General features: G+C 60.5%; 20 protein-coding genes. 8 read left to right on the top strand and 12 right to left on the bottom strand.

The annotated features are described in order from the left end of the window. The first annotated feature begins 8 nt into the window (after positions 1-8). Both CR254_RS01540 and CR254_RS01535 read left to right on the top strand, forming a co-directional pair. Positions 9-1,199 carry a DUF898 family protein gene (locus tag CR254_RS01540; RefSeq protein ID WP_097928043.1) on the top strand — a complete coding sequence of 397 codons (1,191 nt, stop codon included), beginning with the start codon at positions 9-11 and terminating at the stop codon, positions 1,197-1,199. After that, positions 1,199-2,308, top strand: coding sequence for a M48 family metallopeptidase (locus CR254_RS01535; protein WP_097928042.1), 1,110 nt, complete (start codon positions 1,199-1,201; stop codon positions 2,306-2,308). Before CR254_RS01540 ends, CR254_RS01535 begins: the two co-directional genes overlap by 1 nt. On the opposite strand, the gene CR254_RS01530 is transcribed toward CR254_RS01535, so the two are convergent. Genes CR254_RS01530 through CR254_RS01510 form a run of 5 tightly spaced genes read right to left on the bottom strand, consistent with a single transcriptional unit; the run spans position 2,305 to position 5,762 of the window. Beyond that, entirely contained in the window at positions 2,305-3,015 is a 711-nt protein-coding gene (locus CR254_RS01530; protein WP_097928041.1) for a hypothetical protein, read from the bottom strand. The two genes, CR254_RS01535 and CR254_RS01530, sit on opposite strands and share 4 nt — an antisense overlap. Next, on the bottom strand, positions 3,012-3,497 hold the full coding sequence (gene nusB / locus CR254_RS01525) for a transcription antitermination factor NusB (protein ID WP_097928040.1): 486 nt from the start codon (positions 3,495-3,497) through the stop codon (positions 3,012-3,014). Before nusB ends, CR254_RS01530 begins: the two co-directional genes overlap by 4 nt. Before the next feature lies 1 nt (position 3,498). Beyond that, positions 3,499-4,041: a 6,7-dimethyl-8-ribityllumazine synthase gene (locus tag CR254_RS01520; protein ID WP_097928039.1), complete on the bottom strand. Its 543-nt coding sequence runs from the start codon at positions 4,039-4,041 to the stop codon at positions 3,499-3,501. A gap of 1 nt (position 4,042) precedes the next feature. Then, positions 4,043-5,191: a 3,4-dihydroxy-2-butanone-4-phosphate synthase gene (ribB, locus tag CR254_RS01515; protein ID WP_097928038.1), complete on the bottom strand. Its 1,149-nt coding sequence runs from the start codon at positions 5,189-5,191 to the stop codon at positions 4,043-4,045. Next, positions 5,154-5,762 (bottom strand): riboflavin synthase, encoded by a 609-nt coding sequence (locus CR254_RS01510; protein ID WP_097928037.1) that lies wholly within the window; start codon positions 5,760-5,762, stop codon positions 5,154-5,156. Before CR254_RS01510 ends, ribB begins: the two co-directional genes overlap by 38 nt. Positions 5,763-5,879: 117 nt before the next feature. Between CR254_RS01510 and CR254_RS01505 the strand changes: the two genes are divergently transcribed. The 3 genes from CR254_RS01505 to CR254_RS01495 all read left to right on the top strand — a co-directional run bounded on the left by CR254_RS01505 (position 5,880) and on the right by CR254_RS01495 (position 10,301). Then, a complete protein-coding gene (locus tag CR254_RS01505; protein WP_145996690.1) occupies positions 5,880-7,175 on the top strand; it encodes a capsule polysaccharide biogenesis protein in 1,296 nt (431 codons plus the stop codon). A gap of 88 nt (positions 7,176-7,263) precedes the next feature. Beyond that, positions 7,264-8,391, top strand: coding sequence for a polysaccharide biosynthesis/export family protein (locus CR254_RS01500; RefSeq protein ID WP_097928035.1), 1,128 nt, complete (start codon positions 7,264-7,266; stop codon positions 8,389-8,391). Between the two features lie 8 nt (positions 8,392-8,399). After that, the gene (locus CR254_RS01495; protein WP_145996689.1) at positions 8,400-10,301 is read left to right on the top strand and encodes a capsule polysaccharide biogenesis protein; all 1,902 of its coding nucleotides are present in this window, start codon (positions 8,400-8,402) and stop codon (positions 10,299-10,301) included. On the opposite strand, the gene ribD is transcribed toward CR254_RS01495, so the two are convergent. From ribD to CR254_RS01465, 6 genes are all read right to left on the bottom strand, one after another. Then, positions 10,279-11,379 (bottom strand): bifunctional diaminohydroxyphosphoribosylaminopyrimidine deaminase/5-amino-6-(5-phosphoribosylamino)uracil reductase RibD, encoded by a 1,101-nt coding sequence (ribD, locus tag CR254_RS01490; RefSeq protein WP_097928033.1) that lies wholly within the window; start codon positions 11,377-11,379, stop codon positions 10,279-10,281. The two genes, CR254_RS01495 and ribD, sit on opposite strands and share 23 nt — an antisense overlap. Continuing rightward, positions 11,372-11,848, bottom strand: a complete 477-nt coding sequence (gene nrdR / locus CR254_RS01485; RefSeq protein ID WP_097928032.1) for a transcriptional regulator NrdR — start codon at positions 11,846-11,848, stop codon at positions 11,372-11,374. The genes ribD and nrdR overlap by 8 nt, the downstream gene beginning before the upstream one ends. Positions 11,849-12,054: 206 nt before the next feature. Then, a complete protein-coding gene (locus tag CR254_RS01480; RefSeq protein ID WP_097928031.1) occupies positions 12,055-12,528 on the bottom strand; it encodes a hypothetical protein in 474 nt (157 codons plus the stop codon). 425 nt (positions 12,529-12,953) lie between these two features. Continuing rightward, the gene (gene rpoD, locus CR254_RS01475) at positions 12,954-14,912 is read right to left on the bottom strand and encodes an RNA polymerase sigma factor RpoD (protein ID WP_097928030.1); all 1,959 of its coding nucleotides are present in this window, start codon (positions 14,910-14,912) and stop codon (positions 12,954-12,956) included. A gap of 104 nt (positions 14,913-15,016) precedes the next feature. Continuing rightward, a complete protein-coding gene (gene dnaG, locus CR254_RS01470) occupies positions 15,017-16,966 on the bottom strand; it encodes a DNA primase (protein ID WP_097928029.1) in 1,950 nt (649 codons plus the stop codon). 42 nt (positions 16,967-17,008) lie between these two features. Continuing rightward, positions 17,009-17,662, bottom strand: a complete 654-nt coding sequence (locus CR254_RS01465) for a ceramidase domain-containing protein (RefSeq protein ID WP_097928028.1) — start codon at positions 17,660-17,662, stop codon at positions 17,009-17,011. Positions 17,663-17,717: 55 nt separating this feature from the next. Between CR254_RS01465 and CR254_RS01460 the strand changes: the two genes are divergently transcribed. Then, a complete protein-coding gene (locus tag CR254_RS01460; protein WP_097928027.1) occupies positions 17,718-18,410 on the top strand; it encodes a metal-dependent hydrolase in 693 nt (230 codons plus the stop codon). Here the strand turns inward: CR254_RS01460 and CR254_RS01455 are convergent. Next, a complete protein-coding gene (locus CR254_RS01455) occupies positions 18,400-18,936 on the bottom strand; it encodes a hypothetical protein (protein ID WP_097928026.1) in 537 nt (178 codons plus the stop codon). The genes CR254_RS01460 and CR254_RS01455 overlap by 11 nt on opposite strands. A 287-nt stretch (positions 18,937-19,223) precedes the next feature. Here CR254_RS01455 and CR254_RS01450 point away from each other — a divergent pair, with 287 nt between their 5' ends. Together CR254_RS01450 and CR254_RS01445 are read left to right on the top strand one after the other, a co-directional pair. After that, a complete protein-coding gene (locus CR254_RS01450; RefSeq protein WP_097928025.1) occupies positions 19,224-20,294 on the top strand; it encodes an AI-2E family transporter in 1,071 nt (356 codons plus the stop codon). After that, complete coding sequence (locus tag CR254_RS01445) at positions 20,291-20,965, top strand: HdaA/DnaA family protein (protein WP_097928024.1); 675 nt, start codon at positions 20,291-20,293, stop codon at positions 20,963-20,965. Before CR254_RS01450 ends, CR254_RS01445 begins: the two co-directional genes overlap by 4 nt. Positions 20,966-21,043 lie beyond the last annotated feature (78 nt).

The raw sequence follows: 21,043 nt of genomic DNA, 5'->3' as shown, positions 1-21,043 counted from the left end.
CCCAAGGAATGGAACAGCCCCCCGCTAGAGAGGCGCTCGCGCCCAGCTATCACGGTAGTGGTGGGTCGCTGTTCTGGCTGATGTTCCGCACGACGATCTATAATCTGCTGACGCTGGGCTTTTACCGGTTCTGGCAACGGACCAAGACGCGGCAGCATTTCTGGAACGGCATCCGCGTCGCGGGCAGCCCGCTGGAATATACCGGCACAGGGCTGGAGAAGTTTCTGGGCTTCCTGATCGCGGTGGTGTTTCTGGCCGTGTATCTGGGCCTGTTCCAGATCGGCTTTTTCTTTCTGGGGCTAAAGCTGACAGGCGGCGCGGAATGGGTTGGGGTGGTCAGCTCACTGCCCGTGATCCCGCTGGTATATTACGCGCAGTACCGCGCGCAGCGCTATGTCCTGTCCCGAACCCAACTGCGCGGCATCCGGTTTTCGATGTCACAGGATGCGGTCCGTTATGTGTTTGTAGCGTTATGGCATCTGCTGCTGACGGTGCTGTCATTTGGCATTTTGTACCCCCGAATGCAGTGGTATTTGGAGAAATTCCGCACTGACCGTACCTCCTATGGCACAATGCGGATGCTGCTGACCGGTAGCTGGTTCAGCCTGCTACGACCTTGGCTGCGGGTTCTGGCCTGTGTGTATTTGCCTGCCATTGTGATGGGGATCCTACTGTATCAGGACAAAAAGGTCGGTGCAGGTTTCATGGCTCTGGGCCTGATTTTCCTGCCTTTCGCATGGGTTTACTACCGCGTCGCGTCCTTTCGCATTCTGACCGAGGCCAAGAGCGTCGGCGGCGTTTCGTTCACCTCGGGCGCGCGGACGGGCAGCGTTCTGGCGATTTACATGCTGGGCTACCTGCTGATCGGCGTCATCATGACTGTCATTGCGACAATTGTCGGTAGCGTGGCGACCCTTGTCAGCGATACGCCGACAAAGGTGGTGGTCGGCTGGGAGACCCTTACCGATTTAGGGCAATTGCTGACATTCGGTTTGATTATGGCGGTGTATCTAGGGATTTTCCTAACGTGGTCCGCGATGCATGCCGTGTTTATCTCGCAACCGCTGCTCAGCCATTTTGTCACCACCCTGTTGATCCATGATGCGCAGGAGCTCGATCTGGTACGCCAGCGTGAGCAGGATGATTTCCTTGAGGCGGAGGGCTTCGCAGATGCCCTCGATGTAGGGGGCGCGTTCTGATGGGCAGTCCGGCACGCTATTTCGACGGTTATTCGGGAAAACCACGCCAGGTGACGATCGCGGTGGGCACATCCACCTTGGCGATCAGTGCGCTGGATGATGGGCGCCAGATTGAAAACTGGGCGTTTTCCGATCTGCGTGCACTGCCCGGTGGGGTCAAGGATGGCGTTTTCACCCTTGCCCGCAAACAGGGTGATGCGCGGGTCGAATGCGACGACTCGGTGTTGCTGCGGGACCTGCGCCGTCAGGTGCGTGGCCTGACCCGTGGACCAATGCGCAGGCGTGGCACGGGGCGGATCGCGCTGTGGGCTGGCGGTGCGGTCGGGGCATTGGGCGTGATGATCTTTGCGCTGATACCACGCTTGGCCGTGGGTCTGACCGATTTGATTGAGCCAAGCATCGAGATGCAGATGGGCGATCAGGTGCGCGGGCGGCTGGCCGATATCTCGCCGTTTCTGATGCAGGATCGTTCCCGCGCTTGTGTGGCTCCTGAGGGGCGCAAGGCGCTGTCGCTGATGGTCGCGCGGCTAACCGAAGATATGGATTTGCCCTATGCCTTGCAGGTGGAGGTCTGGGACGCCGATATCGTCAATGCGATTACACTTCCGGGTGGGCGGGTGATCTTCTTCAACGACCTGATCGCACAGGCGGATAGTGCGGAGGAGGTCGCAGGCGTGTTGGCACATGAAATCGGTCATGTGGCGCATCGTGACGGATTGCGGTTGAGCCTACGCGCCGCCGGTTCCGCCGGTCTGCTGGGCCTGATTGTTGGCGATGCATCGGGGGGCGCTGCGGCTATTGTTGCAGCAGAACAGTTGCTGAACGCATCCTATACTCGTGATGCGGAGGCAGCAGCGGACGAATTCGCCTTTGCCCTGCTGGACGGTGCCGATGTGGATGTGGCAGCACTGGGTGGCTTTTTTGAACGGATAGGCGCGGAGATAGGTGAGCCGAGCGGCGTCGCCCAGCATTTCGCGACGCATCCTGATCTGGCCCTGCGCGCCGATCAGGCGCGCAGTTTTGGTAATTCGGGCACGATCCACCCGATCCTGACGGATGTACAATGGCAGGATTTGCGGCAGATTTGCGATCAAACCGCGCCGCTTTAACTCTCGCTGTTCACCAGCTGGCCGTAAATTTCCGTCGTGAAAATGGCGAAGAAGGCAAAGATCAGCGACGAAATCACCGTGTTCACAATCAGCACCGCGCCGATGCTGTCACCAATGGCACCCATGATGGCTGCCGACACGATCACAATCGCGATGAGCAGTACCAGCAGGCCGACGAAGCTGCCCGCAATGTGCCAGCGCCGCCCTCGGCTCAGTTCAACACAGCGCATCATCGCTTCCCAACCGCGACCCTCGATCACGATGATGGGGACCAGAACGGCGAACATGCCGAACAGATAGATGCCGGGGATAATCAGCAGGATCACGCCAAAGCCGACGATGATGCCGACAACGATCGACAGGAAGAATAGCGGCAGGATCATCTGCGCGGACCGGTTCAGATAGGCGTTGGGCTGCGGATGGGCACCGCGCATCACATCCCATGCCGCCAGATGCAGCACGGCGGATAATGCGCTGAGCAGAACCTGGCTCATCAACCCCCATAGCAGCATTCCGGCGTTCAGACCGGGAATGGCGACATCGTTCTCAACCGTCACAGGTGCGCCGTAAACCGCGTATTCGATGCCGAATAGCAGGGATTCGATCACCGTGACCGCAACAATCCCCGCAAAGGCGAGGGTGAAGAACAGCAGGAAGTTCTCACGAAACAGCGTGAAACTGTTGCTATATGCCGCCGTTACATTCACTCGAATGCCTCCGGTTTCATCTCGCGCGCCATATGGTCCAGCACGGCGTTTACGAATTTCGCTTCTTTACCCTCGGGAAAGAATGCCTTGGCCACATCCACATATTCGGTGATCACAACCTTGGGCGGAGTGGTCGAGGATAGGATTTCAGCGCCAGCGGCACGAAACAGCGCACGCAGCGTCGGGTCGATGCGGCCTAGGGGCCAGCGTTGAACCAAAGCACGGTCGGTGGTTTTGTCGATATCACCCTGCCGGTCCAATGCATCGGACAGCGTTTTGCGAAACAGGCTGACATCGCCCTCGGAATAGGTGTCACCGTCCAGCTCCGCGCCAAAACGGTGGGTCTCGAACTGTTCGCGGACCTCTGGCATGGGCTGCGCGGATTGCTCCATCTGGAACAGGGCCTGCACGGCAAACAGGCGCGAGGCGGAGCGCATCTGGCGTTTTTCTTCGCGGTTGGGCTTTGGAACGGGTTTGGGCATGTCAGGCAGTATCCTTCGGAGCGGGCATTCCCGCCATGAGTATATCGTCGCGCGGATCGCCCACAGGGGCCGGTGCGCGGAATTCGCGGTCTAGGGCAATCAGGTGCAGCGCTGCAATAGCGGCGCCCGCGCCCTTGTTCATTTGTGCGGGATCGGCGCGTTCAACAGCTTGGTCCATATCCTCAACAGTCAGGATGCCATTGCCGATGCACAGCCCGTCCAGGCCCAGCAATGTAATCGCACGCGAGCTGTCATTACACACGGTTTCGTAATGGGTGGTCGCGCCACGGATCACACAGCCCAACGCGACATAGCCGTCATAGCGTTTCGCACGGGCGGCCAGCCGGATGGCGGTCGGGATTTCCAGCGCACCGGGCACCTCGATCGCGTCACAGGTAGCACCTGCATCGGTCAGTGCGGTTTTCGCCCCCGCGATCATCCAGTCGGCGATACCGCGATAGAACGGGGCCGTGACCAGCAATAGATGCGGCGCAGGGCTGAGGCGCGGGGCCTCCATGCTGTAATGCTCCTCATGGCTGGCCATGTCAGCTCTCCTCGCTAATGTCAGGGATCGGGCGGGTGCCGGTAATGCTGAGGCCATATCCCTCCAACCCGATCACCTTGGGCGCGGCGGAGTTGGTCAGCAGGATCAGTTCATGCAATCCCAGCGCGTTCAGGATTTCAGCGCCAGTGCCGTAATTGCGCAGGGTCTGGGGCGAAACCTCGCCGTCCATCGCCATCTTGGCAGACATATCGCGCAGCAGAACCACAACGCCACGGCCCTCCTCGGCGATCATCCGCATGGATTGCGCCAGTTGATGCGCGCGGCCGGGGACCAGCGCCAGCATATCCTCCAGCGGGTTTGCGGGGTGCATGCGGACCATTACGGGGCCGGTGGACACATCGCCCATGACCAGCGCCAGATGCTCCGCCCCGCCGGTCACGTCGGAAAACACGCGCATCGTCCACGCGCCGCCATATTCCGAGGTCACATCACGGGTCGCGATTTCACGCACGAGGTTATCGTGGCGGCGGCGATAGGCGATCAAATCGCTGATCGTGCCGATTTTCAGGCCGTGCAATTGGGCAAAGGACACCAGATCTGGCAGACGCGCCATTTCGCCGTCATCCTTCATGATCTCACAAATCACGCCGGACGGGTCCAGACCAGCAAGGCGAGAGATGTCGGTCGCCGCCTCCGTATGACCGGCGCGGACCAGCACACCACCAGCGCGGGCGCGCAGGGGGAACACGTGGCCGGGGGTCGCGATATCCTGTGCACCGCTATTGGGATCAATCGCCACCTTAACGGTTTGTGCGCGATCGGCGGCGGAGATACCGGTCGTCACACCCTCACGCGCCTCAATGGATACGGTAAAGGCGGTTTCGTGGCGCGATGAATTGCTCTGCGCCATCATGGGCAAACCCAGCGCGTCCAGCCGCTCACCGGGCAGGGTCAGGCAGATCAGGCCGCGCCCATGGGTGGCCATAAAGTTGATCGCCGCCGCATCCGCATGGATTGCAGGGATGACCAGATCGCCTTCATTCTCACGATCCTCATGATCGACGAGGATGAACATCCGGCCTGCCTTGGCGTCAGCGATGATATCCTCGATTGAGGAGATAGCATCTGCGTAATCGGTCATGTCCGGTCCTTCAATTTTTCGCCTGCATATCGTTAAGGCGGGCGACATACCGCGCCAGCGTGTCGATCTCCAGATTGATCATATCACCTATGACGACATCGCCCCATGTGGTCTGTTCCTTGGTGTGCGGGATGAAGTTTATCCCGAAATCACACCCATCTACATCATTTACCGTCAGCGAGGTGCCGTTCAGCGCCACCGAGCCCTTGGGCGCGATGAATTTCGCCAGCTCGACAGGGGCGCGCAGGGTGACGCGGGTGCTCTCACCCTCATCCACCATGGCGATCACCTCGGCCAGTCCATCGACATGGCCCGAAACGATATGACCGCCCAGCTCATCCCCGACCTTTAGCGCGCGTTCCAGATTCAGGCGCCGTCCCTCAACCCACGTGCCGGCGGTGGTCTTGCCGATACTCTCGGCGCTGATGGTCACGTCGAACCAGTTCTGGCCTGCCGCCTCACCCCGATCAACGACTGTTAGGCAGCATCCGTCGCAGGCAATAGATGCGCCCAGATCGATACCTGCCGCATCATATCCTGTTGCAATACGAACGTGTAGATCGCCACGCATTTGCACTGCTGCAACCCGTCCGATATCCGTTATAATCCCGGTAAACATTGCGCCGTGCCTCACTTCTGCCGCCTTCGGGACCGACAGCTATGCCCGGTCCGCTCAATTGGCAAGATGATAGGGCCTGAACGAGCCCGCTAATAGATGTAAAGAGGTCGCCATCCTTTGAGAGAAGTCCGACATTTCCTTCTGTTGCAGGGACCGCATGGCCCGTTCTATGCGCAACTGGCAGAAAAATTGCGCGCTGCGGGACATAAAGTTTCACGTCTGGCCTTTAATGCTGGCGATTGCGCTGAATGGCCGGATGCGGACAGCCTGCTATGCTATCGCGACATCTCAGATAATTTCGGGCCGTGGTTGCAGGCGCTGTTACAGGAACGTGGCGTCACGGATGTGGTGCTATATGGCGATCACCGCTGGATGCACCGCATTGCCGCCAATATCGCAAAGCAGACCCGGCGCCGTTTGCATTTTCTGGAGGAGGGCTATCTGCGCCCCCACTGGATCACCTATGAGCGGGACGGCGTGAATGGTGGCTCCCTTCTGATGGATATGCCGATTGAGCGTATTTGCGAACTGGCAAACCACATCCCCGAACGGGACCGCCCCGCACCGGACCAATGGGGGGCGATGGGACGGCATTTGTGGCACGGGCTGCACTATCACCGTGCCGTAGGAAAAGGCGCATCCGATTGGCCCATGGTGCCACCTGCGCGGGGCATTAGCCTCAGCAATGAGCGGGATTACGCATTGCGCGCGCTGCTGGACCTGCCGATCCGCGCCAGACGCCGCCGTCGTGCGCAGCGCAGGCTGAACAATAGCGGCGCGCCCTATCATGTGGCGCTGCTGCAATTGGGCCATGATGCCTCGGTTCAGGCGCACAGCCCCTATTCCAACATGGCCAGCTTTATGAAGGATGTGGCCGTCGGCTTTGCCAAGGGCGCGCCGACCCACCACCATCTGGTGTTCAAATTCCACCCGTTCGAGGATGGGCGCGAGGGGCTGCACCGCGTCGCTCGCAAGTTAGAATCGGAACTGGACTTGACCGGTCGTGTGCATCTGCTGGAGGGGGAACGTCTGGCCTCGTTGCTGGATACCGCGCTCAGCGTGGTGACGATCAACTCCACCGCTGCGCAACAGGCCATGTGGCGCGGATTGCCCGTGCGTGCGGCGGGGCGGGCGATTTATGCGAAGCGGGGTTTGGTTTCCGCGCAACCTATGCATGATTTCTTTGCGCGTCCCGAATTACCCGATCATGCCGCTTATCTGGCCTTTCGCAGGGTGCTGTTGGCCACATCCCAGGTAAAGGGCGGGTTCTATACCGCCACGGGGCGCGCCACGTTGTTGCGCAATCTGGTGGATATGATGCTGGCGGCCGAGGGGCCATATGCCTGTATGGATCGCGACCTTGCGGCCACAGACGCAATCATTTTGCCGTTTCGATCCGGTCGGGATTCATAAAAGTTTGGCCCCGGCGGCGGCTCAGGGTAAGAACCTCATAGGTCGGAGCTAAACCGGCAGGGACACCGGACGGGCAAGGGATACTGGCATGAAATTTTCCACATCGCGTGGCGCAATGGGGCTTGCGGCACTCATTCTACTATCGGCCTGTAGCACATTGCCGCGTTCTGGCCCGACAATCGAGGAAATCACCGCGCAGCCAACAGATGGCAGTCCAGCGGTGCAAATCGTTCCGATCACGGATGAGGTTGGCGTGCTGACCCGCGTGGTTGAGGATTTGACCTTCTCCGCCGCATTCCGCGCCCAGGATGTTGAGAATATCGAGATCATCCGCCCATTGGACGTGCTGAACATCGCCGTCTGGGAAAGCGGTGAGTTCCCCCTCTTCGGCAGCGCATCCGGTGGCCCCTCCTATCTGAACGATATGCGTGTGGGGCTGAACGGCACCTTCTTTATGCCACAGGTCGGCACGATCCGCGCGGCGGGCAAAACGATTGAGCGGTTGCGGCAGGAGCTGACCAATAGTCTGTCCCCGATGACGCCAGAACCGCAGGTCGAGATTCGGCTGGAATCCTCGGGCACCAAAACCGTCCGTATCTTCGGGAATGAGGGCGCGCTGGGCGAGGTGCCAATCGGACCGGGTACGCGCACGCTGTCCGGCCTGATCGCAAATGCCCCATCCGCCGGCGTTGATCCCAACATCTCGCAATTGTCGATCCGCCGTGGATCAATGGTGGAACGGGTCTGGATTTCGGACATTTTCACCAATCCGCAACTCGATATCGCGCTGCGTGGTGGCGACGTGATCAATATCGAACGTGACCCGCGCAGCTTCATCGCCTTGGGCGAGTTGGGTACGCAGGCTCAGGTCGAATTCCCCGGTCGCGACATTTCGTTGATGGAGGCGCTGGCCTCGATCGGTGGTCTGAATAGCAGCACCGCTGACCCCCGTGGCGTCTTTGTTCTGCGTGAGGAGGAGCCGGATATCTACGAGCGGATTACCGGCCAGCCCGCATTGGCACCCGTCCGTACAGGTTATGTGATGGATCTGACACGGCCCGCCGCGTTCTTTATCGCGTCGAACTTCTCGGTCCGTGATGGTGACATCATCTTCGTATCCGAGGCACCATACGTGCAGTTCCTCAAGATTGTGGGTTCGATTTCCCCGCCAATCAACAGCATAAACTCGACCTCGCAACTGCTGACCGGCGGGTAAGGCGGCTGGTGAATATAGTGGCTAAGGCGGGCGAACTCCCTCGCCTTGGCGTGCTGTCTCTGGGTTTTTTGCGCCAACCGTGGTTGCGCGCTGCGCTGCGGGCGCAGGGTTGGCAGGTGGTTCCGGGCTGGCAGCAATGCGACGCGGTGGCCGTCTGGGGCAGGGGCAATGTTGCGGCACGTGGCATCGCACTGGCACGCCGCCGCGATTTACCGTTGCTGACGATTGAGGACAGCTTCCTACGCTCCATCCATGCGGGGGCCGGACCCGCCGCTGGCCTGATCCTCGACCTACACGGCGTGCACTACGATCCGGATAGTAGCAGTACCGTTGCCGCCCTGCTGAATGCGCAACCGCAGCCCGATGCGGATACGCGCGATGCCTTGGCGTTGATGCAGCATCACCAGCTATCGAAATATAACCATTGGCCGACAGGGGCAGATGCATTGCCGGATCGATTCGCTCTGGTTGTGGATCAGGTAGCGGGCGATGCGGCGCTGATGGGCGCGGATGCGACGGCATTCGCCGGAATGCTGGGCGCGGCCCGTGCGCGCAATCCTGACCTTCCCATCCTGATCCGCACCCACCCGTCGGGGCAGGGCCTGCTGCCGCAAACCGACCTGCCTGCTGGCGTGTCGCTGATGCCGCAGGGCGTGAACCCATGGCATATCTGGCCGCGCGTGGCCGAGGTTCACGTCTACTCCTCGCAACTGGGGTTCGAGGCGATCCTCGCCGGTCATCGCCCGATTGTGCATGGCCAACCGATCTATGCCGGTTGGGGCCTTAGCCAAGATCTCACCCCGATCGCTATCCGCACGACTCAGCTAACCCGACTGCAACTGTTTGCAGGGCTAATGCGCGATGCCAGCATTTGGCCCGATCCGGTGACGGGGTGTGATGGGGGCGTGCTGGCGGCGGTACAGCGGCTTGCCTCGACCAGTGCGGCCCATCGGCGGACTTATGGCACAACGCAACTGGTCGGCGTGTCGGGATGGAAACGGCACCGTGTGGCGCAGATGCTCGGCGATATCGGGCCAAAAACCACCGTCGCATGGGGTAATGACCGGACCGCCGATGCACGGATCGAGGATGGATTCCTGCGCTCGCGTGGCCTGGGCGCGGCGCTGGTGCCGCCTGTCTCGCTGATCCACGACCGAACCGGCCTGCATTTCGATCCGGCACATCCCAGCGATCTGGAGCGTTTCATTGCGGACAGCCCCACTTTACCCCCCACTGCCCTGACCCGTGCCGCCAAACTGCGTGCGCGCCTGATTGCGGGGCAGTTCGACAAATACAACCTGACGGCCCCGCTACCGACGCTGCCGCAGGGGCATCGCATTCTGATTGCGGGGCAAGTTCGGGGGGATGCCTCGGTCCGGTTTGGCGGGCCGAATATCACGGATGCTGATATCGTGCAGGCCGCTCGGCGCGCATACCCAGCAGCCGTGCTGATCTACAAACCCCATCCCGATGTGGTTGCGGGCCTACGCGACGGGCATGTCGTTGACGGGGCTGATGTGGTGATCACGCAGGGCGGCCTTGCCCCGCTATTGCACCAAGTCGATGCGCTGTGGACCAATACCTCCCTCGCGGGGTTCGAGGCCTTGCTGCGCGACGTGCCTGTTACCTGCCTAGGGTGGCCGTTCTATGCGGGGTGGGGGCTGACGCAAGACCTTGGCCCTGTGCCTGATGGCCTGCTGCAACGGCGCACTGCGCGGCCGGGTATGGATATGCTAACCTACGCCGCGCTGATCGATTATCCGCTATATCTGGACCCGCGCACGAAATCACGCTGCGGACCCGAAGATATCCTGAGCTGGCTGGAGCAAGGAGGCCATGAACCCGCAATACCGCTGGCCGGTCCGGGGCGTGTGCTGTCGCGATTGCTTAGATACGCCACTCGGTCATGACATCGTCGCCGATCCGGTCGCTGCTATGCAGGCGCCAGCGTGCAACCTCATCCAAGGGCAGGTCTGCCATAGCCGCGACCGAGGCTAACCCCTCACCGCCCAGCACCAGCCCCGCATGGAAATAGACCAAGCGATCGACCACACCCGCCCGCAGCAGCGCCGCGGCCAGCTTTCCGCCGCCCTCGCACAGAACGCGCGTGATGCCGACGTCGCCTAATGCGCGCAGCATCTCAAGCGGCACTAGCGCACCGGTTTCATCCGTCGCACAGGGCAAGGTTTGCGCGCCCAGCCCACGCCATGCATCGCGCCGCGCCCGATCCGCATCGCGGCGATGCAGCAGCCAGACCGGCTGATCCGAAACGCTGCGCGCCATACGACCGGTTAGCGGCAGTGACAGCCCACCATCCGCCACAACGCGCACGGGGCCAGCATCGGTCAAACCGGCCAGCCTGACATCCAGCATCGGATCATCCGCACGCGCCGTTCCCGCGCCGATCAGCAAGGCATCGGCCTGAGCGCGCATCATATGCACGGCGGCACGGGCCTGCGGACCAGTGATCCAGCGGCTTTCGCCCCGCGCCGTTGCAATCCGTCCATCCAGCGAAGCCGCCAATTTCAGCGTGACCAAGGGGCGCCTGCTGGCCTGTCGCATCAGAAAGCCTGCATTCGCCTCCATCGCGGCACCGGCCATCTGGTCCAGAACCGTAACCTCAACACCGGCGGCGCGCAGGCGGCGCAATCCCTCACCAGCAACGCGGGGATCGGGGTCCTCCATCGTGGTGACAACGCGGGCCACACCCGCTGCGACCAGCGCGTCGCAACAGGGCGGCGTGCGGCCATGATGTGCGCAGGGTTCCAGACTGACATAGGCGGTGGCACCGCGCGCTGCCTCGCCGGCCTGTGCCAGTGCCACAGTTTCAGCATGGGGGCGTCCGCCGGGCTGGGTCCAGCCCCGACCGAGAACGCGCCCATTGGAAACGATCACGCATCCCACAGCCGGATTTGGCCAAGTGCGTCCTAGTCCACGCGCGGCAAGGCTCAGCGCATGGGCCATATGGCGGTTATCTTGGCTACTCATCCGTCTCAGGGTCCACACTTGGTGGGCGCAGCTCCTGCACGAAATCCTCGAAATCGTCGGCCTCTTGGAAGTTTTTGTAAACGCTGGCAAACCGGACATAGGCAACGGTGTCGATACGGGCCAGGGTTTCCATCACAATCTCACCAATCGTGTCAGAGGCGATGTCGCTCTCACCCATGCTCTCCAGCCGGCGCACTATTCCAGAGATCATCTGGTCTACGCGCTCCCCCTCAATCGGGCGTTTTTGCAGGGCGATGCGGATCGAGCGTTCCAGCTTATCCCGATCAAACCCCTCACGGCGGCCATTCTTTTTAACGACGACCAGATCGCGCAATTGCACCCGCTCATATGTGGTGAAACGACCTGCACAGGCAGGGCAATAGCGGCGGCGGCGGATGGCGACGTGGTCCTCGGCTGGGCGCGAGTCCTTAACCTGAGTTTCGGTATTTCCGCAAAATGGACAACGCATAGGGTGAACTCCGTCAGGTGGTGCAGATATCGCACCGCGCGCAATCGGTGGTGGTTTTCGCCACTTTGCCCGCCGTGTGTAGTGCTGGCAAGAGTCGTTAGGTCACGTATTGGCGAAACCCGTGGCGCATACGCAAAATGCCGGACCCATGGCCCGGCATTCAATGCGCTGTTCAGGTGGCGCGGATCAGGTCCGCACCTGCCAGATCAGAATGTTTCCAGCTGCAACTGGGCCGAGCAGGTGCCCGGGCCGTATGTGCCGATCCAGATGTCGTACAGGCCAGCTGCCGGATTGTTGATCCGCAGTGCCGGGTCGCCGGCGCTGTTGGAATTGCCATCATCGTCGTAGAACCAGTCGCCCTCACCATCATTGATCAGCAGAACTGAATCGCAGTCGCTGACAACGCGGATTTCGAGGCTGTAATTCGCATCCTTGCGGTAGTTCAGCTCAAAGTCAGGTGCCGTTGCAACCCAACCAACAGGTGTGACGTTATTGTAGGTGCGGATGTTGCAGTAGCTTAGGTCAGAGCTGCCGCCTGCGGTAACGTTGTAGTTGTGGGGGGAATACAACTGTGTGGCCGAGGCATTAATCGTCGCGCCGGTCTGGCCGATATTCGGGCAAGCAAAAGCTGCGCCCGCTACGAATGTTGCAGCGATAGCAACTGATAGAGTCTTAAGCATAGGTATCTCCTGTTGGCAGGTCTAACTGGCCTTGTATCATCATGCGCCGTTACGTTGCCCTGAGGCAAGCATAAGCCTGAAATTCATTTGCGAAATGCAATATTCACTGGGCCAACAGTCGTTCCAAATGCATTTGGTCTGTGGTTGGGCAGAAGCGAGGTTTCGCGAATTTCGTAACGTAAGCGGGGTACTACGTCACTCTGATGAACTGGAGTGGCAAATCACACATTCATCGTGATTTTTTGCGGTGCTTTTGACCACGATTATGGGATGTCGCATGCCTGTGCTCACGGCGACCTACAGGCTAGCGATTTTTGAGGGGGAGATTGGCCGCATTATGTGGCTGAAATGGCCGCATAAACTCGCGGGCCGATCCTGCGCCGCCAATTGTTCAGCGGCGCAGAATGTTTAATCTAGAGAGTGTCTTACTGGTCGAGGAACGACCGCAGCTTACGACTGCGCGACGGGTGCTTCAGCTTGCGCAGCGCCTTTGCCTCGATCTGCCGGATACGCTCGCGTGTAACGCTGAACTGCTGGCCGACTTCCTCCAGCGTGTGGTCGGTGTTCATGCCAATGCCAAAGCGCATCCGCAAAACACGTTCCTCACGCGGGGTGAGCGAGGCCAGAACCCGTGTCGTTGTTTCCTTGAGGTTGCCCTGAATGGCCGCCTCCAGTGGCAACATCGCGTTCTTATCCTCGATGAAGTCACCCAGCTGCGAATCCTCCTCGTCCCCGATCGGGGTTTCGAGCGAGATAGGCTCCTTGGCGATTTTCTGAACCTTGCGCACCTTCTCCAGCGGCATTTGCAGCTTCTCGGCCAATTCCTCGGGTGTTGGTTCACGGCCGATTTCATGCAGCATCTGGCGACCGGTGCGGACCAGCTTGTTGATCGTCTCGATCATGTGCACAGGAATACGGATCGTGCGCGCCTGATCGGCGATGGAGCGGGTGATGGCCTGACGGATCCACCATGTCGCATAGGTCGAGAATTTGTAACCGCGGCGATATTCAAACTTATCCACGGCCTTCATCAGGCCGATATTGCCCTCTTGAATCAGATCGAGGAACTGCAAACCACGGTTCGTATATTTCTTGGCGATGGAGATAACCAAGCGCAGGTTCGCCTCGACCATTTCCTTCTTGGCCTGACGGGCTTCTTTCTCACCCTTTTGAACCTGCTGCACGATGCGGCGGAATTCGGGGATATCAACGCCGATATAGGTGCCGACCTCGCCCATTTCCGCGCGCACGGCCTCAGCCTTTTCGCGGTGAACGGATGCCAGCGTGGACCAGCCACGACCGGTATTTTCACCCACACGGTCCAGCCAGCCGGGCTCCAGCTCCGCACCACGATATTCGTTGATGAAATCCTTGCGGTTGATGCGCGACAGGTCCGACAACTTGACCATATCACCGTCCAGCGAGACGATTTTGCGGTTGATGCCGTAGATCTGATCGACCAGTGCCTCGATCCGGTTGTTGTGCAGGTGCAGCGAGTTCACCATCTCAACAATTTCCGAGCGCAGACGCTGATACTCCAGCTCGCGCGTGGTTGAGAAGGTGTTCTCCTCGTTCAGCGCGGCGGACATCCGGTCGTCCTGCATTTCGGCCAGACGGGCATAGTCGGACGCGATGCGGTCGAGCGTTTCGAGAACTTGGGGCTTTAGCTGAGCTTCCATCGCGGCCAGCGACAGGTTGGCCTGCTCGTCCTCTTCCTCGTCATCATCATCCGAGGATTCGACCTTGTTCTCAGCGGATGCATCATCGGTGGATTCAGTCGGAGTTGTGACCTCGTCCTCCTCCTCATCCTCCAGCGTTTCGCCGAAGGTGGTTTCAAGGTCGATAACGTCGCGCAGCATGATGGCTTCTTCCATCAGCTCCTCACGCCAGATCGTGATCGCCTGGAAGGTCAGGGGGCTTTCGCACAGACCAAGGATCATAGTGTTGCGACCGGCCTCGATCCGCTTGGCGATGGCGATCTCGCCCTCGCGGCTCAGCAGTTCGACGGACCCCATTTCGCGCAGATACATCCGCACAGGATCGTCGGTGCGATCCAGTGTTTCGTTGCTGGCGGTGGTGGTCGCAATTTCACGGCTGGTCGAGGTTTCAACCTCCGCCGGTGCCTTTGCGTCCTCTTCCTCGGCTTCCTCGGGTTCGATGACGTTGATGCCCATTTCGGACAGCATCGCCATCACGTCCTCGATTTGCTCGGACGAGACTTGGTCAGGGGGCATCACCGTATTCAGTTCGTCATAGGTGATGTAGCCGCGGGCCTTGGCCGTCGTGATCATTTTCTTCACGGCTGCCTGGCTCATGTCCAGAATGGAGCCCGATCCGCTTTCCTGATCCTCGTCCTTGCGTTGTTCGAGGTCGTTTGCCGCCATGATGCACTCCGTCAAACCTGATGCCGTTCCGCGCCCGAATCAGGGCCGAATCAGCGAATTGTTTTGCACGATACTGAATCGAGAGTGATTCGGCCCGCGCTGCTTTAGCGTTTCTTTATCCAGACCTGGTCCGCGATTAAACGCGAAAGATGGTCTGACAGTTCTTGTTCACCGCCTGACGCGGTGTCTTCTTCGTCGCCAAGGCCGCGTAATGCGCGGTCCCGGGCTATACTTGCTTGCTGCAAACGCCACGTAACGCCCTCGTCCGCGACACCATGCATATCTTCCTCAGCATCGCGTACTTCGTCGCGAATGCCCATCTCCGCCGTCTGCTTTGCCATCTCTTCTAGGATAGCGGCCCGCGCTACGCTTGCATCTGCCTGTGGCAGAAGATGACGCGCAACCCGTACATTGCCCAGCGCATTTAACCGCTCCCGAGCATCATAGCCAAGCTGCGTCATTGTTGCCTCTACTGCGGTGCTAGCATCGTGATGTAGGGGGTTGGACAGATGATACAAGAGGACATCGCGCAACACAGTTAGATCGGAACAGGCCATTGGCAAGCGTTCTAACGGCGCCTCCAGCGATCGGGCGACCTCTGGATGGTTCAGGCAGCCCGCCATGATCGCGCTTTCCCGCAAGCGCTGATGGTCCTCCAGTGCCTGTGTCTCGCGCGCCAGAAAGGATGCCCGCGCACCTGCGCTGGCCGGCTCCGGCGCGCCCTTGGGCCGCCACGGCGTTCCAGTGTTGAACCCGCCGCGGGACGGACGGCTGCCGCCAAACAGCTCCTGCCGTTTGTCGCGCAGCGCCGCGCCGTAATGGGTGCGAATGGATTGATCGGTGATGTTATTGAGTAACCGCCGCAGGTCCGCATCCAGCGCGGCGCGGCGTTCAGGGCTGTCGAAAACCTTGCCCTCTGTCTCACGCTCCCACAACAGCTCCACCATGGGGCGGGCGCCGTCCAGCAGCGATTGCATGGCGGTGACGCCGCTTTCACGGATCAGATCGTCGGGGTCCTGACCGGCAGGCATGACACAAAACCGCAAGCTTTTGCCAGGTTGCAACAACGGCAGCGCCACGTCGATCAGGCGGCGGGCGGCGCGAATGCCTGCGGTATCACCGTCCAGCGCAATGACCGGCTCATCCGTGATGCGCCACATTAGCGCCAACTGCCCCTCGGTGATCGCGGTGCCTAGCGGCGCGACCGCATGGCCGATACCCGCCTGTGCTAGGGCGATAACGTCCATATATCCCTCAGCGACGACGAGCGCCTGCGTCTTGCCCGCTGCCTCACGCGCGGGGCCCTGATTGTACAGGGCGCGGCCCTTATCAAACAGTTCGGTTTCCGGCCCGTTCAGGTATTTCGCCCGCGCATTCGGGTCCATCGCCCGCCCGCCCAAGCTGATGGCGCGGCCCCGTCCGTCGCGGATGGGAAAGATGATGCGGTCCCGAAACCGGTCATAGGGCTGGCCGCTATCGGGCTGCGCCGCAACGCCCGAGGCAACGATCTCCGCAGGCTCAATCCCCTTGGCCCGCAAATGCTCGAACAGCAAAGTACGATCCGGCGGGGCATATCCGATCTCGAACCGCTCCACCGTGGCACGGGTTAGACCGCGTCGGTTGATATATTCACGTGCCGCACCCGCCCGTGCGCCGGATAGTTGCGCGCGGTAGAATTTGACCGCCATCTCCATGATATCGCTAAGGCCGGCCCGTTTTTCGGCCCGCTCTGCCGCACGTGGGTCACGCTCGGGCATTTGCATCCCTGCTTCACGGGCCAGTATCTCAACCGCCTCCATAAAGCTGACATTCTCGGTTTCCTTGACAAACCCGATGGCGTCGCCCTTTGCGTGGCAGCCAAAGCAGTAATAGAACCCCTTGCGGTCATCGACATGGAACGAGGCGCTCTTTTCCTGATGGAACGGGCAGGGGGCCCACATGTCGCCCTTACCCGGATTGGACTTGCGATTATCCCACGTCACCTTGCGCGCAACCACAGCGGCAAGGGATGTGCGCGAACGCAGATCATCAAAGAAGGAAGGTGGGAGACTCATGCCCCTAATATCGGATGTTGCGACCGGATCGGCAAGACGCCATCAGCCCTCAGTTGTGCCATGCCGATCCAGAACCAAAATCATCCAGGCCAACATGGTGCCGTTCAACAGATGCCACAGCCAATGCGTGCCCAGCGGAACGACCTCGCACAGGGCCTCATCCACGGACCGCGCGGTCAGCGATAGCGTCAGCAGCCCCGCGCCAATCAACAGCCCACGCCCCGTCGCCGGTTTACGCGGCAACAGCCACAGCCCGTAACCCGCAATCAGCAGCATGGTGGGCACATAGCCCTCGGACCCGTTCAGCCCGCCGGTGATCGCCACCACGGCAGACGACACCGCCGCCGTAAAGGGAAAGAACAGCGCCACCGCGACGAATCCCGCCCAGCGTGGCAGCTCCAGCATCCGCACCGTTGCGAGCCATAGATAGACGAGGATGAATACCATGATCGGCACCACATCCGCAGTTGAGGCCCAGCGGCTGGCCACCGTGTGAAACAGGAACGATCCGATCCCGATGGCCGTCAGGATCAGCAGCAGCGCCCGCACTCCCCAATCGGGGCGGTCCCGCACGATACGCCACACCACAAAGGCGGCGATCAGAAACGCCGCATTGCTGGCCGCATTGACCGGTTCCGCCCAAAAGCTGAAATCGGTGCGCTCGCAGTAGTTGTCCACCTGCGCTGTCCAGTCCATGTTGTCCCCCAATTCGGCTATGCCGCATCATGACCTACGCGAAGGGACCCCTCAAATGAGAATCATCTGGCTCGGCCATTCCGCCTTTCGTATCGAGATCGCAGATCAGGTCCTGTTGGTGGACCCATGGCTGGACGGAAATCCCAGCTTTGCCAGTGCGGAACGTGAACGCGCGATCACCGGCGCCACGGCGATCCTGCTCAGCCACGGGCATGGCGACCATTCCTCGGATGCAGTCGCAATCGCCAAGGAACTGGATATCCCCGTTGTCGGCATCTACGATTTGATGAGCTGGTGGGAGGATAAAGAGGGCATCGCCACCATCGGGTTTAACAAGGGCGGCACGGTTGCCCTGGGCGATGTGGCCGTGACCATGGTGAACGCGACGCATTCCTCCAGCATCTCCACCCCCGATGGCCCGCGCTATGTCGGCGGTGAGGCCGGATTCATGATCGCGGGTGAGGGTAAGACGATCTACTTCTCAGGCGATACCGACGTGATGGCGGATATGGAGGTGTTCGAGGCCCTGCACCAACCCGAAATCGGCATCCTCGCTGCGGGTGGCCACTTCACTATGGATATGAAACGCGCCACCTTCGCCGCGAAGATGTTCTTTAACTTCGAGACGGTGATCCCCTGCCACTACCAAACCTTTGGCCTGTTGGAGCAATCCGCAGATGTGATGCGCAGGGGTCTGCCCAATGTGAATGTGATTGAGCCCGAGGTGATGCGCCCGATTACTTTGTAACCGATTTGCCGCCACCGCCCTGCTGAAAACCACCACCGCTGGACTGGTGGCCGAATGCCGGTTGATGATGCCCGAAAAATTGCAGGTCGCCGCCGCAACTTGAAATCCAGACCTCGAATAACAAGTCCGTTCCCTGCACGGCGGTATTTATCAACATGGCACTGCCATGGGCGGCTCTCGGCTGTCCCATATGGTCGTAATTCGGACCGGTCGGGCAGGTTTGATCGTAGGGGGATGTGCCAACCCAGTCGCCGTCAAAGGGGATCTGGTTGAAGATGATCGGATTGGTCGGGTGCATATCGACATAAATCGCCTCGGGCGGGAAATAGAGCCACATTTCCTGATCCGGCATTTCGATCCAGACATAGGGACCACCCGGCGTGGCGACATCCTCGATAATGTTGAAATCGCCCATATAGCCGTTCGCACCATCATACATCGCGTATTGACCATCGGCGAGGGCAGGGGCCGCGAATAGAGCGGTGGATAAGAGTATGGCAGACGCAGTTTCGCGTGGGGTTTTCATGGCGCTTTCCTCATTTGAGTATTGGTCCACACCGCAGACAAACCCAATTTTATTAGTTTGTTGGACCTAGCGCACGTCCCCACCCGCTCTCTAACTTCCACAGTTCGTGCATAGACCCTTGCCGTAATCTGACCTCAAGGCAAGTAATTCGACATTCGCGTCATCCTGCATCCATTCCGGTGCTGGTTTCGAATTAGTTGTGGATACCGCGCCCCGGGATGCGTTCAGCCCCTTTCCCGATGCCCTAAGCCCCTGTAAACCACTCGTGAACAGACAGGAGCAGGTGCATGGCGCTGAGCAGAGGCGAACAGCTACGCTATTGGGGGGTCGGTGCTGCGATCTTCATCGGCTTCCTGTGGGTTGTCGGGGACACTTTGCTGCCATTTCTTGTGGGAATGACCATCGCCTATTTCCTCGACCCGGTGGCGGATCGGCTGGAACGGTTGGGCTTTTCGCGTGTTCTGGCAACGGTCGTCATCACGATTGGCGTGCTGCTGGGGGCGATACTGGTGCTGGTCATCCTGATCCCTGTGGCCATCGACCAAACCCAATCCCTGATCGCCGCCGCGCCCGGATATGCGGATACTTTGCAATCATTTTTGCAGGAGCGATTCCCCGAATTGCTGGTTGAGGGCAGCGTCCTGCGCGATGCTATCGACACCACAACCGAGGCGATCCGATCACGCATTCCCGACATTGCAAACTCGATCCTCGCATCGGGCATCGCGGTGCTGGATTTCGTGCTGGTGCTGGTCGTCGCTCCGGTCGTTGCCTTCTATATGCTGATGGACTGGGACCGCATGGTGGCCAAGATTGACGGCTGGCTGCCCCGCGAACATCGCAAAACGATCCGCGATCTGGCCTGTCGTGTGGACAGCGTGCTGGCGGGTTTCGTGCGGGGGCAGCTAACGGTCTGCCTGATTCTGGGCGGGTTCTATGCCATGGCGCTGACATTGATCGGCCTGCAATTCGGGCTGGTGATCGGGCTGTTTGCAGGCTTGGTCAGCTTTATCCCCTTTGTCGGCTCGATCATGGGCGGCGCGCTCAGCATTGGTGTGGCGCTGTTCCAGTTCTGGGACCAGCCGCTGTGGATCGCAGCGGTCGCTGCGATCTTTGTGGTGGGACAGGCGGTTGAGGGCAACGTGCTGACACCCAAACTGGTAGGCGGTTCCGTCGGCCTGCATCCGGTGTGGTTGATGTTCGCGCTGTCGGCATTCGGGGCGATCATGGGCTTTACCGGCCTGCTGATTGCGGTTCCGGTGGCAGCGGTGATCGGCGTGCTGGCCCGCTTTGCGATCGATAAATACATGGAGGGTCGGCTCTATCGTGGTCCGGAGGATCAGGACGGCGCGGGATGAGCCAAATTCCCCTCGATCTACCCCACCGCGCTGCGTTGGACCGTGAAGCCTTCTTCGTCTCCGCCTCGAATGCCGAGGCATTGGCGATGGTCGAGGCATGGCACGACTGGCCAGCGGGCAAGCTGGCGCTGACCGGCGCGGGCGGCAGTGGCAAAACCCATCTGGCCCATGTGTGGGCCGCGGGCACCGGCGGTGTTGTGGTAAACGCTGTGGACCTGACCGATGCCGACTTACCTGGTATGGTCGATGCAGGCGCCGTCGCGGTGGAGGATGTCGATCACCTCGCTGCCATGGCCAACCCGCGTCCGGCGGAGGCAGCCCTGTTCCACCTGCACAACATGCTGGCAGGGGCAGGGGGCAAATTGCTGGTGACCGGCAAAAACGCCCCGTCCCGTTGGCGGCTGACCACGCCTGACCTTGCCTCACGCCTACAGGCGGCGGGCATCGCCACATTGGGCGCGCCTGATGATGCGCTGATCCACGCGGTCATCGTGAAAATTGCGACGGACCGGCAGTTGGATCTGGACCCAAGGCTGCCTCCGTTCCTTGCGCTGCGGCTGGACCGGTCGCTGGCCTCCATCGCGGATGCATTGGCGGAACTGGACCGGCAGGCACTGGCCGAACAGCGGCGCGTGACGGTGCCCTTTGCCCGACAGGTGCTGTCGCTGTGATGCGCCCCCGCCGACAGTTTTTACCAACTCCCCAATAGCACCCCCACTGGCGAAGCGCGTCGCAATCAGCTAAAGACG

Origin of the sequence: Pontivivens marinum, assembly GCF_900231835.1 — a bacterium.
GTDB lineage: Bacteria > Pseudomonadota > Alphaproteobacteria > Rhodobacterales > Rhodobacteraceae > Pontivivens > Pontivivens marinum.
Note: the sequence above shows the minus strand (reverse complement) of the source record. Positions and strands in the feature narration are given on the sequence as shown.